Raw genomic sequence first — 15,615 nt, 5'->3', positions numbered from 1 at the left:
GGTCGTCATGGTGCGAAACGACCGGAAACCGCGACGGCTCGTGGTGGGCGAGGAGACCTACATCTGGACGGTCAGGCACGCGCACGACAAGGGGCGCGACTGCCGCGAGACCCTCACCTTGCGCCGCGACGGGACACGCGGGCGCGCGCAGGTCGTCTTCCGGTCGGGCGAGGGCCGGGTGGTGTCGGGCGGCTTCTACATGCCCTCGGGCTCGGTGGCCACCGACGGCGCCTGGCTGAACCTGCACCTGCCCGGCACCGTCCGTGCCCTGCTCGACGAGGTGATCGCGGGCGGCTGGGACCCCGTCGACCCCACGACATTGCAGGTCGACGGGTGGTCCCTCATCGAGAAGGTGGCCGCGCTCCAGAAGTGATCACCGCAGCAGCTGCACCGTGACGATCTCCCAGGCGCGCACCGGCAACCGCAGCGTGCCTTCGGCCACGGGCAGGTCCTCGCCCGGCCGTCCGCGCAGGTCCGCGCGGCGGGCGGCGGTGAGGGCGCCCGACACGACCGCCTCGCCCGCCTCGTGGGCGAGCATGCGCAGCTCCAGCCAGCCTTCACGCCTCCTGAGCGAGGTCATGACGGCCCCGCTCACCTCCAGCCCGGTGCCCGGTTCCGGCAGGTCCAGCTCGCGCGGACCCGAGCCGGGCACGGCGAGCAGGTCGTGGCGGAAGACCTCCGCCGCCCGCGCGACCTGCGGCCCGTACGGCATGAGCGCCAGGCTCACCTGCCTCACCCCGCGCGACTGGGCAGCGGGGGTCGCCAGCTGCGGGCCCGCGGGCTCGGGGCGCAGCCCGTTGCGGTTGCGCGACAGGTAGCCGGCCGAGCGCAGCAGGGTCAGCGCCAGCTCGTTGTCGTCGGTGACCTCGTACTCCGTGACGTGCTCCAGCAGCACCGCCGCGCCGCCCGCGGCCACCCAGCCGGAGGCGGGGAAGGTCGGCAGCGGGGTCTCGCCGCACCCTCCTTCGCTCGTCAGCGGGCGCTCGACCACGGCGAACTGGCCCTCGGCGAGGGAGCCCGTGGCCCGCTCGGGCAGGGGGACGTGCAGGCGCACCCGGTGGTCGACCGAGCGGTTGTCGAAGGTGACGGTCAGGCGCACGAACGGCTCGCCCGCCCTCAGCTCGACGCGGGTGGTGACGACGGTCTCCTCGGTGCCCTCGGGGCCCTGCTCCGGCGGCGCGTCGGCCCAGGAGCGGGGGTCGGGGTCGCCGGTGCGGTGGCCGCCGAACCGGGGCCAGTGGTAGATCCGGCGCACGTCGAACGCGGCGACGACCGGACCCGAACAGACGGGTTCGACCTCGACCTCGGCGGGCCGGTCGACCAGGAAGTCGTGGACGGGAGGGGCGTGGTTGTAGGTGTCGCCCACGTCGCCGCCGTCGACGATCCGCCCGGCGCCGGTGATGGCGACGCCGTCCTGGCCGGTGAGGGTCAGGGTGCCGTCGTCTGCGAGCTCCACGGTGAGCAGGCCGTTGGTGAGGGTCGTGTCGTCCCGTCGTACCGGCGCGGCCGGGGCCTGCCCGGAGGAGGACGGCGCCGGAGCGAGCGCCACGTGACCCAGGGGCGGCAGCTCGACCAGCGCCGCCACCGTGCGGCGGGGCTCGGCCTCGATGCGGACGCGGGTGACGCCCTCCAGGTGGCCGCGCAGCTCGGCGACGTTGAACGCCACGTCGGAGTCGCGGGCGACGGTGAAGGCGAGCACGCCGTCCTCGACCGACCAGCCGGTGATGTGCTGGCCGTACAGCTCGGTGCCGTGGATGAAGCTCAGCGCGACCGAGGGCTCCATCTCCTCATCGAGCAGGAGCGTCGGCGCGTATTCGAGGGTCTGGGAGGGCACCGGCAGCGGGTCGAGCCCGGCGACCTCGAAGAACACGACGCTCTGCCGTACGGCGGGCGTCGGGTTGACGACGAGCACCGCCCCCGCGGGAACTGCGGCAGCCAGCCGGGCGGTGACCATGTCGCGCACCGCCTGGCCGAGGTGCTCCGCCTCCGCGATGCGGGCGGCGACCTGCTGGGCGGTCTCGTCGACGCCGCAGCCGGTGACGGAGTCGTGCCCCGAGGCGTCGACCAGGCGCCACCAGGCCATGTCGAGGAAACGTCCCGGCCAGTCGGCTCCCCACAGGGCCGCCAGGGGTTCCGCGTACCGCTCGACCATGCGCTCGGCGCGGCCCATGGCCTGCTTGACGTGCGCGCGGACCGAGATGACGCCGGGCAGGATGTTGGCGCGGGCGTGCGAGCGCAGCTCGCCGGCGACGACCGGCAGGCCGTCGGCCGTTCCGCCGACGAATCCGGACAGGGTGTCCATGCGGGCGCCCAGCGCCGCCACCATCGCGGGCAGGCCCGCGACCGGAGCGGAGTGGTCGGCGCCGTACATGGCCAGGAACGGCCCGCTCCCCCAGCGCGCCATGCGCTCGACGAACTCGGCGGCACGCCTGTCGAGCTCGCCGGGCACCTCGAACAGGTGGGCGCCGTTGCCGTAGCCGCCCTCGGGGAGGTACTGCGTGCGGATGGGAGTGCCGTCGGGCGCGACCCACGAGAAGGCCGAGGTCACGACCGAGGAGGGCACGCCGCGGTACACACACGCGTGCTCCAGGCCCGCCAGTCGCAGGATCTGCGGCATCTGGGCGGTGTGGCCGAACATGTCGGGCAGGTAGCCGACCGGCATGTGCCCGCCGAGCTTGTCGGCCCGGTCCATGCCGATCTCCAGGTTGCGCACGATGGTCTCGCCGGAACACAGGAACTCGTCGAGCAGGATCTGCCACGGCCCGATCGCCAGCCGGCCCTGCAGCACCAGCGCCTCGATGCGGCCCTGGTTCTCCGGCCGCACCTCCAGGTAGTCGTCGACGCAGGCCATCTGCCCGTCGAGGGTGAAGTGGTAGCCGGGGTCGGCCTCCATGCGGTCGAGCACCTCGTCGAGCAGGGCGACCAGGCGCAGCCTGAACCGCTGGAAGGGCTCGTACCACTCACGGTCCCAGTGGGTGTGCGGGACGACGACGATCTCAGAGCTGCTCACGGGCTTCCCCTCCGAGAGGAAGTGCGTTCTGTACGGCGAAGCGGGCGGCGATGCGTTGCGCGGTGACGATGTCTTCGAGCGCCCCGTCGGCCCCGGTCAGCGGTTCCTCGCCCGCGTGGAAGGCCAGGAGCTGCGTCTCGAAGGCCTCGGTGACGTCACGCCACTCGGTGCGCGCCTCTCCGGGCGCGACGACGGTCAGCACGGTCGGGGCGTTCATCAGGTACGGCGAGGGGAAGGCCAGCTCCAGCGTGCCTTCCGAGTGGTGGATCGCGACGGTCTCCCGGTAGGCCGGGTAGTCCTCCAGGTAGTGCCACCGGATGGAGAAACGGGCGGATCCGGGCAGCTGCCCCGAGATCTCCACGGAGCCGGGCGCCGGACCCCAGGTCGCCACGTGCTCGATGGCCGTGGGCGAGCCGGTGAAACGCCGCAGCAGCGACAGGTCGTGGCAGATGGAGCCGAGGCTGACGGCGTAGACCGAGCGCACGCTCTCCGAAGCGTCGGCGCCCAGCGCCTGGTCGAGCAGCGCCTGCTCGGCCTTGCGCACCTGCGTCAGGTCGGCGTCGGCCGCGTGGACGAGGTTGGCGAAGGCGAGCTGCGACTCGCCGCTCGGGTGCAGCACGGTGACCTCGACCGAGCGGATCTCCACCCCGCGCAGCAGCTCGACGGCGCGCAGGACCGCCGGGTCGTACTGCTTCATGTAGCCGACCATCAGCCTGCCCGGCGGCAGCGCGGCCACCTCGGCCCTGGTCAGGGCCAGCGGCTTCTCGCAGAAGACCGCGTAACCGGCTTCGAGCGCCAGCCGCACGGTCTCGCCGTGCGAGCCGGAGGCCAGCACGAGCACGGCGTCGAAGCCGCCGTCGGCGAGCATGGCCTGCAGCGAGGTGTAGCGTCCCGGGGCGCCCAGCCGGTCGGCGACGGCGTCGGCGAGGGTCTGCGACAGGTCGCAGACGGCCCGCACCTCGAACAGCTCGCGCCGCCTGGACAGCAGCGGCACGTAGACGGCCTGCGTCACGGCCCCGCATCCGACGAGAGCAATCCTCACAGTCCCAGCTCCTTCAGCTTCCTCAGGTTCGCGGCCTGGTCGGCGACGATGTCGCCGGTGCGGCGGTGCGCGGGCAGGGTGTCCTGCTCGACGACGATCCAGCCCTCGTAGTCGCGCAGCGCGGCGACGACACCCGGCAGGTCGAGGTCGCCCTCGCCGAGCGGGGTGAAGACGCCCGCGCCCATCATGGAGCGCAGGTCGCCGTCCATGAGGGCGAACGAGGCGTCCTTGACGTGCACCTGGCCGACGCGGTCCGACCAGTCGTCCAGCGCCTTGACCGGGTCTCCGCCAGCCAGCAGGAGGTGGCCGGTGTCGAGGCAGAGCTTGACGTCGGTGAGCTCCAGCAGGCGCTCGATCTCGTCGGGCGTCTCGACGGCGTGGCCGAGGTGGTGGTGGAGCGCCGCCTCGTAGCCGCGCTCCCTGCACCGGTCGGCGGCGGCCTGGACCCGGGCCGCGAACGCCGGCCAGTCCGTCATCTCCGGCTCGCCGTGCCCGGGCCGGGCGAAGCGGGCGGGCATCGACGGGGGCCCCAGCGTGGGCACCGGCTTGAAGGGCGCCGAGGGCGCGCGGTCGAAGGCGTCGAGCGTGGCGTCGAGATCGTCGAAGGACTCCCCCGGCACGTCCGCCCAGCCGCCCGCCAGCCGCAGCCCCCCGAGCCTGCCGAGGTCGAGGTAGCCCAGCGGGCCCAGATCGATGCCGTCGTACCCCGCCTCCGACAGGGCGGCGACCATCTCCTGCGCCGCGAGCGGCGGCGCTCCCGGCTCGAAGACGCCGAAGCTCACCGGCGCGTTCGCGATCAGGCGCACAGCGCCATCACCTCGTTCTCGTGGGTCTCCAGACGGTGCATGCCCGTCCCGGCGGGCACCAGGACCCGCTCGCCGCGGATCACCTGCCGCCGGCCGTCGGGGCGCACCAGCACCAGGCCGTCGGCGTCGAGGGCGAGCAGTTCGTCGCCGAGCCTCAGCAGCAGCGGCGCGTCCGGCCCGGCCGAGATCGCGGTGCGGCCCTGCCGTACGGCGTCGAAGACCAGCGTCGGGTCCTCGGCCAGCACCCACGTCGTGGGCGCGCCCGGCAGGCCGTCGCTGCCGTCGCGGTGGAAGTCGCTGCCGCCGATCGGGATCACGTCGTCGCGCCAGGCCTCGGCCCAGGCCAGCGGGGCGCCCCAGCGGCGGTCCCACCAGCCGGAGTGCCAGATCTCGGCGACCTGCGGCCGGTTCTTGATCGGCTGCAGCCAGGCGCAGTCGCCGCCGAGCGGGTGGTTGATCGACATCAGGCCGCGCTCGGTCCAGGAGTCGGCGTCCTGGCGGAAGTCGACCCAGCCGACGTCGCCGAAGACGTTGGCGTGCCCGCGGTCGGTGGTGACCTCCTGGCCGGGCAGCAGCGTGATGCCTTCGGCCTGCGGCAGCTCGGGGTGGTGGCTGACGGTGTTGTGGTCGGTGACGGCCAGGAAGTCCAGGCCGCGGCTCCTGGCCAGCTGGGCCAGCTGGGGCACGGTCAGGGAGCCGTCGCTGTGCACGGTGTGGGCGTGGAAGTCGCCCGCCCACCATCGCAGCGCGCCGACCGCCGGGATGTCGCGCGCGGGCGGCCGTTCCGCCATCGGGACGACGGGATCGGCGGGCCTGGCCGGCACGTCGGCGGAGGTGGTGATGTCGAGCTCGAAGTCGAGGCCGCCCGGCGGGATGCGGTGCAGCCGCAGCCAGACCTGCCACACCCCCGGCTGGATCTCGCCCGGCAGGTAGCCGGGCGTGGCCCACTCGCGGGTGACGGTGTACTCGTCGCGCGCGCCGCCCGACCAGCCGCGGAAGCCGGACGGCGAGCCGCACCCGAGGTCGAGCACCCCCTGCGAGCGGTCATAACGCAGCCTCACCGTCACCGCGGCCGTCCCATCGGGCACCTCGAAGGGCACCTCGCGCAGGATGCGCTCCAGCCGGTCGTCCAGCGTCCAGCGTGACCTCACACCAGCTCCCCGTCTCGGTAGATCAGCGCCCGGTCGGTCCTGGGCACCGCGTAGCCCTCGTCGCCCAGCGCGGGTTCGTCGCCTTCCGGCACGATGACCTGCACCGTCTCACCCGCCGCTTCGAGCGTGATGAGGTGGGAGGCCCCCAGGCTCTCGGAGAGCACGACCTTCCCCGCGATGGAGCCGTCGACGGGTTCGACGGAGTAGGTGACGTACTCGGGGCGCACGCCGTACACGATCTTCTCTCCGTCCTTGAGACCGGCGGCCGGGGCGGGCACCTTGCACCCTGCCACCTCCAGGGTGTCGCCGCGAACGGTCCCGTCAAGCAGGTTCATCGGGGTCGAGCCGATGAACCCGGCGACGAAGGTGTTCGCCGGGCGCTGGAAGACCTCGGCGGGAGTACCGATCTGCCGGATGTGCCCGGCCTCCATGACCGCCATGCGGTCGGCCATGGCCAGGGCCTCGGCCTGGTCGTGGGTGACGAAGACGGTGGTCACGCCCAGCTCGCGCTGGAGCTTCTTGAGGAAGGTGCGGGCCTCCAGGCGCAGCCGCGCGTCGAGGTTCGACAGCGGCTCGTCGAACAGGAAGGCCTGCGCCTGGGTGGCCATGACGCGGGCGAGCGCGACACGCTGCTGCTGGCCGCCCGACAGCTGCCCCGGCCTGCGGTCCATCAGGCCCTCCAGGCCCAGCCGCGCGCCGACCTCGGCGGCCTTCGCGGTGCGCGCGGGCTTGGCGACCTTCTTGATGCGCAGCGGGTAGGAGATGTTGTCGGTGACGTCCATGTGCGGGAACAGCGCGTAGTCCTGGAAGACCATCGCCACGTCGCGCGCGCCCGGCTGGACGTGGGTGACGTCCTTGGAGCCGATCACCACCTGGCCGGAGGTGGCCGTCTCCAGTCCGGCGATCGTGCGCAGCAGGGTGGTCTTGCCGCAGCCCGAGGGGCCGAGCAGCGCGAAGAACTCGCCGTCGCGGATCTCCAGGTCGAGGGCGTCGAGCGCCTTCACCCCGCCCGGATAGACCTTGGTCAGGCTCTTGAGCTCGATCACCGCTTGATCCCTCCGTGGAAGCGGAAGCCGTACTTCTTGCTGACGAACAGATACATGAGCACCACGGGGATGGAGTAGAGCAACCCGAACGTGGACAGCAGGCGCAGGTTGGCCTGGCCGCCCTCGGTGTAGAGCGTGTACATGATCACCGCGGCGGGCTGCTTCTCCACGTCGCTGAGGAGCAGGTAGGGCATGAGGAAGTTGCCCCAGACGTTGGCGACCGCCCACACCGCGATGGTGGCCAGGCCCGGCCTGACCAGCGGCACCACCACGTGCCGCACGATCTGCAGCGGCGAGGCCCCGAAGACGCGGGCCGACTCCTCGTAGGACTTGGGCGTGGAGTCCATGAAGTCCTTCAGCATGAAGATCGCGGCGGGCAGCAGGCCGCCGGTCATGATGAGGATCAGCCCGAACTGCGAGTCGATCAGCCCGACGGTGACCGCGAGCTGGAAGAGCGGGACCATCGCCGCGGTGCCCGTGATGATCGAGGAGAGCAGGAGCAGGGTGTAGAGCAGCGCGTCGCGGCCGGGCATGCGGACCCGGCTGAGCGCGTAGGCGGCCAGGGCGGCCAGCGCCACGACGATGACCGCCGTGCCGATCGCCAGGATCAGGGAGTTGCCCAGCGAGCCGAGGGCGTAGGGGTGCTCCCACATGGCGGCGAAGTTCGCGACCGTGAAGTCCGGAAATTTCACGCGATAGGTGGGGGTGTCGGTGAAGGGCGCGGTCAGCAACCACAGCAGCGGGACGCTGAAGAAGGCCAGCACCACCGCGACGAAGGTATAGAAGCCGATGCGGCCCAGGACGAATCGGGTCATCGTTTTCTGAGCATTCTGAGATAGAAGACGGCAACCACCAGGTTGATCAGCAGGATGACTGTGGAGACGGCCGCGCCGTACCCGAGCTCACCGCCGAACAGCGCCACCTTGTAGACGAACACGGCCAGCACCTCCGACTTGCCGTCGGGGCCTCCCGCGGTGAGCAGGAACGGCGAGAAGTCGTTGAAGGTCCACAGGCTGATCAACAGCAGGTTCGTGAGGATGTGGCCGCGGATGTGCGGGAAGATCACGTCGCGCAGCTGCTGCCAGGCGTTGGCCCCGGCCAGGCGGGCGCTCTCCAGGTGGCTGGGCGGCACGTTCCCGAGGGCCGCGCCGTACAACATCATCGAGAAGGCGGTGCCGCGCCAGGTGTTGAAGATGATGATCGACAACATCGGGTGGTCGATCAGCCAGGCGAAGCCGGGGATGCCGAGCAGCGCGTTGAGCGTGCCGCTGTCGCGGTCGAGCAGCGCCACCCACAGGAACGACACCACCGCGCTGGGCAGGATCCAGGCCAGGATGACCAGGCCTTCGACCAGCCGCTTGATCCGGCCGTGCAGCACCTTCGCGAGGATGAACCCGAGCACCGCCTGGCCGATGACCGCCGAGCCGAGCACGAACTGGAAGGTCAGCCAGGTGGAGTTGCCGAACCTGCCGTCGGTCAGGGCCTTGGCGAAGTAGTCGAGGCCGACGAACTCCGGGTTGGCCGCCGCCGCGCCGGTCAGGCTGTAGTTCGACAGGCCCAGCAGGATCACCCACAGGGCCGGGAAGACCAGGAAGATCGCGATGAGGATCAGCGCGGGCGCGATGAACGCCGCCGCCCTGCCGACCCCGAGACCCGCCGCGTCGGTGGCGAACCGGGCCGCACCCGGCCGCGGCGCCTGAGCGCCGTGGCCGGGTGTCCCCTTGTCCTCGTCAGCTTGCGATCTTGTCAGCGCCACCAACGAGTCCTTCGAGCTTCTTGGCGTAGTCGGCAGCCGCCTGGTCGGGCGCCGTGCCGTTGATCACCGCCGCGGACGCCTCCTGGAGCGCCACCGACACCTGCGGGTAGACCGCGAGCGGGGGCCGGTAGGCGGTCACCGGCAGCACGTTCTCCGAGATGAAGCCGAGCAGCGGGTCACCGGTGAGGATCTCCTTGTTGACGTCGTTGCGCGGCGTGATGCGCACCGCGGTCTTCGTCTCCTGCTTCAGCGCCTCGGGCGACAGGGTGAAGGCCAGCAGTTCGAAGGCCTCCTTCGGGTGCTTGGTGTTCGGGTTGAGCGTGCGCAGCGCGCCACCCGACATGCTCACGAAGTCCTGGCCGCGGATGCCCTTGCCAGCCTCGATCGCCGGGATCTTGGCGAATCCGACGACCGTGTCGCGGTCGGCCATCTTGGCCACGCCGTCCGTGGGGTTGACGACGCCTCGCCAGAAGTAGTCGCCCTCCATCAGGATGCCGATCTTGCCTTCCGCGAACTGGGCGAACGACTTGTCGCGGCCCTTGGCCTCCTGCTGGAGCTTGGGGTCGCCGAGCCCGCTGCCGCCGTAGATCTTCTGGTAGAGCGTGAGCGCGTCCTTGAGCGGCTGGGTCGCGCCGGACCACTTGCCGTCCTTGTAGACCTCGCCGCCGGCCCCCGCCAGCAGCGGCAGCACGCCCTGCATGGTGGTGGCCTCGCCCATGGCGGTGCCCGCGTTGATCTGGATCGGCACGGGGACGCCGGAGTCCTTGAGCTTCTGCCCGGCGTCGAGCACCTCCTGCCAGCTGACGGGCTGCCAGTCGGCGGGCAGGCCGGCCTTGGAGAAGAGGGTCTTGTTGAAGTAGAGAACCCGGCCGTCGGTGCCGATCGGCAGGGCGTACTTCTTGCCGTTGAAGGTGGTCAGGCCCTGGACGGCTTCGGGGATCTGGGCCCAGCCGTCCCACTTCTCGCTGTCGGGCGCCACCTCGGCCAGCGGCTTGATGTAGCCGGCCTCGGCGAACTCTCCGGCCCAGATGCCGTCGATGTCCATGATGTCGGCGCCCTTGCCGGACTTGAGGTCCAGTGCCAGCTTGGTCTTGTACTGCTCGTCGTCCACGCCGTTCGGGACGAACTTCACCTTGACGTTCGGGTGCGTCTTCTCGAACTCGGGGATGATCCACTTGGTCAGGTGATCGGCGGCGTTGGCGTTCTTGCCACCCGCGATCGCGTTCTGGGTGATGGTCAGCTCGATCGTGCCGCTGCCGGATTCGCCCGAACCTCCGCTGCCGCAGGCAGTTAAGGCCAGGCCCGAAGCGGCGAGCACTGCGACCACTGATCTCTTCATGCATACCCTCCGGGGCTGTCCGAAATGGGAGGCATCAGGGCGCCTAATATGTCATGACATGAAGACGACGTAAAGACCTGTTATCAACTCGTGGGTCTGGCTTACGCTGCGGTTTCGCGGTCAGTAAACGATTCCACTCGATGTGACGGGGAGATGTCATGGACAGCGATTACGGTCCTGTCACAATCTAAGGCATGATGTCATGACATACTGTGTTTCTAGGGAGGCGCCTTGGACATCACGATGAGCGGGTACGACCGGCTGACTCACATCCGGGCCACCAGGCCGTCGCTCATCGCCGAGGCCGCATCCCGGCGCGTTCCCGGCGTCCTGAAAGACCGGCTCTTCCTCCTGGCGGCCGACCACCCGGCCCGCGGCTCGCTCGCCGTACGCGACCGGCCCCTGGCGATGGCCAGCCGCCACGACCTGCTCGACCGCCTCCGGCTGGCGCTGTCGCGTCCCGGCGTCGACGGCGTGCTCGCCGCGCCCGACGTGATCGAGGACCTGCTGCTGCTCGGCGCGCTCGACGGCAAGATCGTCATCGGCTCCATGAACCGCGGCGGCCTGCCCGGCACCGTCTTCGAGGCCGACGACCGTTTCACCGCCTTCGACGCCGGCGCCCTGCTCGATTTACGTCTCGACGGCGGCAAGATGTTGTGCCGCATCGACCCGGGCGACCCCGCCACCGCCTCCACCCTGGAGGCGTGCTCGCAGGCCGTCAGCGCGCTGGCCAGACGCGGGCTGCTGGCCATGGTCGAGCCCTTCTGGTCCTCGCGCGTCTCCGGCTCCCTGCGCAACGACCTGTCCGTCGAGGCCGTCATCAGGGCCGTCTCCGTCGCCCAGGCACTCGGCACCACCTCGGCCTACACCTGGCTCAAGATCCCCTGCCTGCCCGAGATGGAGGCCGTCATGGCCGCCACCACGCTGCCCGCGCTCCTGCTCGGCGGCGACCCGCCGCACCTCGACTCCGCGCTGGCGTCCTGGGAGCGGGCTCTGCGCCTGCCGGGGGTGCGCGGGCTCGTCGTGGGGCGCGCGCTGCTCTACCCTCCAGACGACGACGTCGCCGCCGCGGTGGACGCCGCCGCCGCTCTGGTCAGGGAGGATTCTCGATGACGTTCATTCCGTACGGCAAAGCCGCCTCGTCACCCTGGTCCGTGGAGATCACACCCGAGCTGGCCGGATGGACCTACTCCGGGCTGCGGATCGTGGAGTTGTCGGGCACGGTCACCTTCTCGACCGGGGCGGAGGAGATGCTCGTCGTCCCGCTCTCGGGCTCGTGCACGGTGACGATCACCTCGCGTTCATCGGCCGGTGATCCTGCGGTCTTCCGCTTGGCCGGGCGCGAATCGGTCTTCTCGGGCCCCACCGACTTCGCCTACCTGCCGATCGACGCCGCGGTCACGCTCACCGGCTCGGGCCGGATCGCCCTGCCCGCGGCCCGCGCGACCAGGGCGCTGCCGCCCCGCCACCAGCCCGCCTCCGCCGTACCCGTCGAGCTCAGAGGGGCCGGCCAGGCCACCCGCCAGGTCAACAACTTCGCCGCCCCCGGCGTCTTCGAGTGCGACAAGCTCGTCGCCGTCGAGGTGCTCACGCCCGCCGGCAACTGGTCCTCCTATCCCCCGCACAAGCACGACACCGCGCACGAGGGCGAGGCCGTGCTGGAGGAGATCTACTACTTCGAGGGCGGGCCCGGATACCAACGTGTCTACAGCTCCGAGCGCGGCCACATCGACACCCTGGCCGAGGTCTCGTCGGGCGACGTGGTGCTGGTCCCCTACGGCTACCACGGGCCGTCGATGGCGGCGCCCGGATACGACCTGTACTACCTGAACGTCCTGGCCGGCCCGGCCGACGAACGATCCATGGCCTTCTGCGACGACCCCGAGCACGCCTGGATCAGGGGCACCTGGGCCGGACAGGAGACCGATCCCCGGCTGCCCTTCGGGAGGACCTCATGATCAGGCTGTCGGTCGCGCAGGCCGTCACCCGCTTCCTCGCCGCGCAGCACTCCGAGCGCGACGGCGTCGAGCGCCCCTTCTTCGGCGGGCTGTTCGGCATCTTCGGCCACGGCAACGTGGCCGGGCTCGGCCAGGCCCTGGCGGTCAACGGCGACCTGCCCTACCACCTGGCGCGCAACGAGCAGGCGATGGTGCACACCGCCGCCGCCTACGCCAGGGCGAGCAACCGCCTGGCCACGCTGGCGTGCACCACCTCGATCGGGCCCGGCGCCACGAACATGGTCACCGGGGCGGCGGGCGCGACGATCAACCGGCTGCCGGTGCTGCTGCTGCCCGGCGACATCTTCTCCACCCGCGTGGCGAGCCCCGTGCTCCAGGAGCTGGAGGATCCCCGCTCGTACGACGTCTCCGTCAACGACTGCTTCAAGCCGGTCTCGCGCTACTGGGACCGGATCAACCGGCCCGAGCAGCTGCCGTCGGCGCTGCTGGCCGCGATGCGGGTGCTCACCGACCCGGTGGAGACCGGCGCGGTCACCCTCGCCCTGCCGCAGGACGTCCAGGCGGAGGGCTTCGACTGGCCGGAGGAGCTGTTCGGGCGCCGCGTGTGGCACATCCCGCGTCCCCGGCCGGAACAGGCCGTCCTGGAGCGGGCCGCCGCGCTCGTCAAGGGCTCGGCCCGGCCGCTGATCGTCGCCGGCGGCGGGGTGATCTACAGCGAGGCCGGTGAGGCCCTGCTGGCCTTCGCCGACAAGCACGGCATCCCCGTCGCCGAGACGCAGGCGGGCAAGGGCGCTCTGCCGTACGGTCACCCGCTCGCGGTCGGAGCGGTCGGCGCGACCGGGACGACCGCGGCCAACACGCTGGCCCGCGAGGCCGACCTGATCATCGGCGTCGGCACCCGCTACAGCGACTTCACCACCGCCTCCCGCTCGCTCTTCCCCGCCTCGGCCGCCGTGGTCAACCTCAACGTGGCCGCCTTCGACGCGGGCAAGCTGACCGGGCTGCCGCTGGTCGCCGACGCGCGGGCGGGGCTGGCCGACCTCACGCTCGCCTGCGAGGGCTGGTCGACCTCCGAGGCGTACCGCTCCCGCGTCGGCGAGCTCAACCGCGACTGGAACGCCGCGGTCGACGCCGCCTACGCCCTGGACTCCTCGCCCGTACTGCCCCAGCCGGCCGTCATCGGCGCGGTCAACGCGGCCGCCGGCGACGACGGCGTGGTCGTCTGCGCCGCCGGGTCCATGCCCGGCGACCTGCACAAACTGTGGCGGCCGAGCGGTCCGGGCAGCTACCACGTGGAGTACGGCTACAGCTGCATGGGCTACGAGATCGCCGGCGGGCTGGGCGTGAAGATGGCGCGCCCCGACCGCGAGGTCTTCGTGATGGTGGGCGACGGCTCCTATCTGATGATGGCGCAGGAGCTGGTCACCGCGGTCGCCGAGGGCGTCAAGCTCACGGTCGTGCTGGTTGACAACGCCGGATTCGCCTCGATCGGGCGCCTGTCGGAGAGCGTCGGCGCCGAACGGCTCGGCACCTCCTACGCCTATCGCGGGGGCGGACGCTACGACGGCGGGCCGCTGCCGGTCGACCTGGCCGCCAACGCGGCCTCGCTCGGAGCGGTGGTCCTGCGCGCAGAGACCGTCGACGACCTGCGCAAGGCGCTGGAGACGGCGCGGGCGTCCTCGGACACGACGGTCGTCTACGTGCGCACCGACCCGATGGTCGACTCGCCCTCCTCCGAGGCCTGGTGGGACGTGCCCGTCGCGGAGGACAGCGCAGGTCATGGCGCCTATCTGGAGGCGAAGCGCGAACAGCACTAGTGTCGCGTCCGGCCCACGGGGGAAAGATCGCCCTATGGTCACCACAACCAGGGCGTGGCGCGCACTTGGGGTGATCGCCCTCATCGTGGCGATCGCCCTGTTCCTGTGGTACCTGCGCTCCGTCGTCATCCCGATCATCCTCGGCATGTTCCTGACCACACTGTTCCTGCCGCCCGCACGCTGGCTGCGATCGCGCGGCATGGGACGCGGGCTGTCCACCACGCTCGTCTGCCTGGGCGGAGTGGTGCTCGGAGGGGCGTTCATCGCACTGCTGGTGCAGCCCACCATCGACGGCGTCGCCCAGCTGCGCGACAGCGTCGGCGTGGCCGTCGACCAGCTCCACCAGCTCGCGGTCTCGCTCGGGCTCGACGACAAGACGCTCAACAACCTGGTCGAGCAGACCAGGCAGTACATCACCCAGCAGACCCAGACCATCGCCACCGGTGCGCTCACGGGGGCCAAGGTCGTCGGCGAAGTCGTCATCGGCGCGGTGCTCGCCGTCATCCTGGCGATCTACTTCACCCACGGAGGCGACCGCCTCTACGCCTGGCTGGTGGACCTGCTGCCGATGCGGGCGCGCCCCCAGGCCCGTGACGGCGGCGCGCTCGTCTTCGACGTGATCGGCCGCTACATCCGCGGCGTCGCCCTCGTCGGGCTCGTCGACGGGTTCTTCATCGGCCTGGCCCTGTGGATCCTCAAGGTGCCCATCGCCCTGCCGCTGGCCGTGCTCACCTTCATCGGCGCCTTCCTGCCGATCGTCGGAGCCTTCGTCGCCGGGCTCCTGGCCGCCGCCGTCGCGTTCGCCGCCCACGGCTGGGTGGTGGCGCTCATCGTCGTCGCCGTGACCATCGCCGTGCAGCAGATCGAGGGGCACGTGCTCGCGCCGCAGATCTACGGGCGCGCGCTGGACCTGCCGGGAGCCGTCATCCTCATCGCCATCGCGGTCGGCAGCGTGCTCGCGGGGATCACCGGAGCCTTCCTCGCCGCACCCATCGCCTCGGCGGCGGTGGCGCTCGTCAGGAGCCGCGAGAGCGGGCCGGCCGGGGCATCCCCGGCGCCGGTCTAGCTGTTCAGCGGCGCCGGTGCCGGCTCAGCGGACCAGTCCGCGCGACGGCCAGCGCTGCTCGAGCACCTCGCCGATCTCGGCCAGGAAGGCGTCGACGTCCTGGATCAGATAGCCGGGGCGCACCATCACCGTGGGGAAACTCGCCTCCCGCAGCTCCTCCGGCCGCAGCGGCTGATCGGTCGTGCCGCGCAGCGTTGCCACGATGCGGTCGAGGAAGGCGTCGACCGAGTCCTCGCTGTAGCCGCCGCCCATGCGACCCGGCCGGAACGCCACCCGCTCCACCCTGGCCGCCTGCTCCTCGAACCACTGCTCCCTGCGCAGATGCTCCGTCGGCTCGGTGAACGCCAGCCGGACCGGAGCCCGCTGCTTGGTCTCCAGCGCCACGACGAACGCCTCCAGGGCGAAGTCGACCGCCATCTCCTTGTAGCCGCGGCGGCGCACGGCGAAAGTCGCCCGCCGCACCTCGTCGGCCGTCACCGGGCGCAGCTCCTGCGGCCCCCTGCCCAGCGTGGCCTCGATGCGGGCGATCAGCGTGTCGACTTCGAGAGGGTCGTAGCCTGACCGCAAACCCGTGACGCGCGGAAAGCGATTCAAGCCTGGTCCTCCTGCTGCGGGCTGATGTCC

Annotated in this window: 14 protein-coding genes; 5 read left to right on the top strand and 9 right to left on the bottom strand. The window is 71.3% G+C overall.

Translation table 11 applies throughout. From position 1 onward, the window contains the following. The first annotated feature begins 7 nt into the window (after nucleotides 1–7). Entirely contained in the window at nucleotides 8–373 is a 366-nt protein-coding gene (locus ACIBH1_RS19845; RefSeq protein ID WP_397315251.1) for a hypothetical protein, read from the top strand. Here ACIBH1_RS19845 and ACIBH1_RS19840 read toward each other — a convergent pair whose 3' ends face one another. From ACIBH1_RS19840 to ACIBH1_RS19805, 8 genes are read right to left on the bottom strand one after another with little or no spacing between them, the layout of a single operon-like run. Further along, nucleotides 374–3,010, bottom strand: coding sequence for an alpha-mannosidase (locus ACIBH1_RS19840; RefSeq protein ID WP_397315250.1), 2,637 nt, complete (start codon nucleotides 3,008–3,010; stop codon nucleotides 374–376). Then, on the bottom strand, nucleotides 2,997–4,052 hold the full coding sequence (locus ACIBH1_RS19835) for a Gfo/Idh/MocA family protein (RefSeq protein ID WP_397315249.1): 1,056 nt from the start codon (nucleotides 4,050–4,052) through the stop codon (nucleotides 2,997–2,999). The genes ACIBH1_RS19840 and ACIBH1_RS19835 overlap by 14 nt, the downstream gene beginning before the upstream one ends. Beyond that, nucleotides 4,049–4,858, bottom strand: coding sequence for a sugar phosphate isomerase/epimerase family protein (locus ACIBH1_RS19830; RefSeq protein WP_397315248.1), 810 nt, complete (start codon nucleotides 4,856–4,858; stop codon nucleotides 4,049–4,051). Before ACIBH1_RS19830 ends, ACIBH1_RS19835 begins: the two co-directional genes overlap by 4 nt. Further along, nucleotides 4,849–6,009, bottom strand: coding sequence for a CehA/McbA family metallohydrolase (locus ACIBH1_RS19825; protein WP_397315247.1), 1,161 nt, complete (start codon nucleotides 6,007–6,009; stop codon nucleotides 4,849–4,851). Before ACIBH1_RS19825 ends, ACIBH1_RS19830 begins: the two co-directional genes overlap by 10 nt. Beyond that, the gene (locus ACIBH1_RS19820) at nucleotides 6,006–7,055 is read right to left on the bottom strand and encodes an ABC transporter ATP-binding protein (RefSeq protein WP_397315246.1); all 1,050 of its coding nucleotides are present in this window, start codon (nucleotides 7,053–7,055) and stop codon (nucleotides 6,006–6,008) included. The genes ACIBH1_RS19825 and ACIBH1_RS19820 overlap by 4 nt, the downstream gene beginning before the upstream one ends. Continuing rightward, nucleotides 7,052–7,870, bottom strand: coding sequence for a carbohydrate ABC transporter permease (locus ACIBH1_RS19815; RefSeq protein ID WP_397315245.1), 819 nt, complete (start codon nucleotides 7,868–7,870; stop codon nucleotides 7,052–7,054). The genes ACIBH1_RS19820 and ACIBH1_RS19815 overlap by 4 nt, the downstream gene beginning before the upstream one ends. Further along, nucleotides 7,867–8,811: a carbohydrate ABC transporter permease gene (locus tag ACIBH1_RS19810; protein ID WP_397315244.1), complete on the bottom strand. Its 945-nt coding sequence runs from the start codon at nucleotides 8,809–8,811 to the stop codon at nucleotides 7,867–7,869. The genes ACIBH1_RS19815 and ACIBH1_RS19810 overlap by 4 nt, the downstream gene beginning before the upstream one ends. Further along, the gene (locus tag ACIBH1_RS19805; protein ID WP_397315243.1) at nucleotides 8,786–10,150 is read right to left on the bottom strand and encodes an extracellular solute-binding protein; all 1,365 of its coding nucleotides are present in this window, start codon (nucleotides 10,148–10,150) and stop codon (nucleotides 8,786–8,788) included. Before ACIBH1_RS19805 ends, ACIBH1_RS19810 begins: the two co-directional genes overlap by 26 nt. A 243-nt stretch (nucleotides 10,151–10,393) precedes the next feature. On the opposite strand from ACIBH1_RS19805, the gene ACIBH1_RS19800 reads away from it, so the two are divergent. Genes ACIBH1_RS19800 through ACIBH1_RS19785 form a run of 4 tightly spaced genes read left to right on the top strand, consistent with a single transcriptional unit; the run spans nucleotide 10,394 to nucleotide 14,991 of the window. Further along, nucleotides 10,394–11,263: a deoxyribose-phosphate aldolase gene (locus tag ACIBH1_RS19800; protein WP_397315337.1), complete on the top strand. Its 870-nt coding sequence runs from the start codon at nucleotides 10,394–10,396 to the stop codon at nucleotides 11,261–11,263. Continuing rightward, complete coding sequence (gene iolB, locus ACIBH1_RS19795) at nucleotides 11,260–12,108, top strand: 5-deoxy-glucuronate isomerase (RefSeq protein ID WP_397315242.1); 849 nt, start codon at nucleotides 11,260–11,262, stop codon at nucleotides 12,106–12,108. The genes ACIBH1_RS19800 and iolB overlap by 4 nt, the downstream gene beginning before the upstream one ends. Next, the gene (gene iolD, locus ACIBH1_RS19790) at nucleotides 12,105–13,925 is read left to right on the top strand and encodes a 3D-(3,5/4)-trihydroxycyclohexane-1,2-dione acylhydrolase (decyclizing) (protein WP_397315241.1); all 1,821 of its coding nucleotides are present in this window, start codon (nucleotides 12,105–12,107) and stop codon (nucleotides 13,923–13,925) included. The genes iolB and iolD overlap by 4 nt, the downstream gene beginning before the upstream one ends. A gap of 34 nt (nucleotides 13,926–13,959) precedes the next feature. After that, complete coding sequence (locus ACIBH1_RS19785) at nucleotides 13,960–14,991, top strand: AI-2E family transporter (RefSeq protein WP_397315240.1); 1,032 nt, start codon at nucleotides 13,960–13,962, stop codon at nucleotides 14,989–14,991. Between the two features lie 24 nt (nucleotides 14,992–15,015). Here the strand turns inward: ACIBH1_RS19785 and ACIBH1_RS19780 are convergent, their stop codons facing one another. Next, nucleotides 15,016–15,585, bottom strand: coding sequence for a DivIVA domain-containing protein (locus tag ACIBH1_RS19780; RefSeq protein WP_397315239.1), 570 nt, complete (start codon nucleotides 15,583–15,585; stop codon nucleotides 15,016–15,018). Nucleotides 15,586–15,615 lie beyond the last annotated feature (30 nt).

The organism is Nonomuraea sp. NPDC050663 (assembly GCF_044456985.1).
Taxonomy (GTDB): domain Bacteria; phylum Actinomycetota; class Actinomycetes; order Streptosporangiales; family Streptosporangiaceae; genus Nonomuraea.
This window is presented reverse-complemented; position numbering and strand designations above follow the sequence as displayed.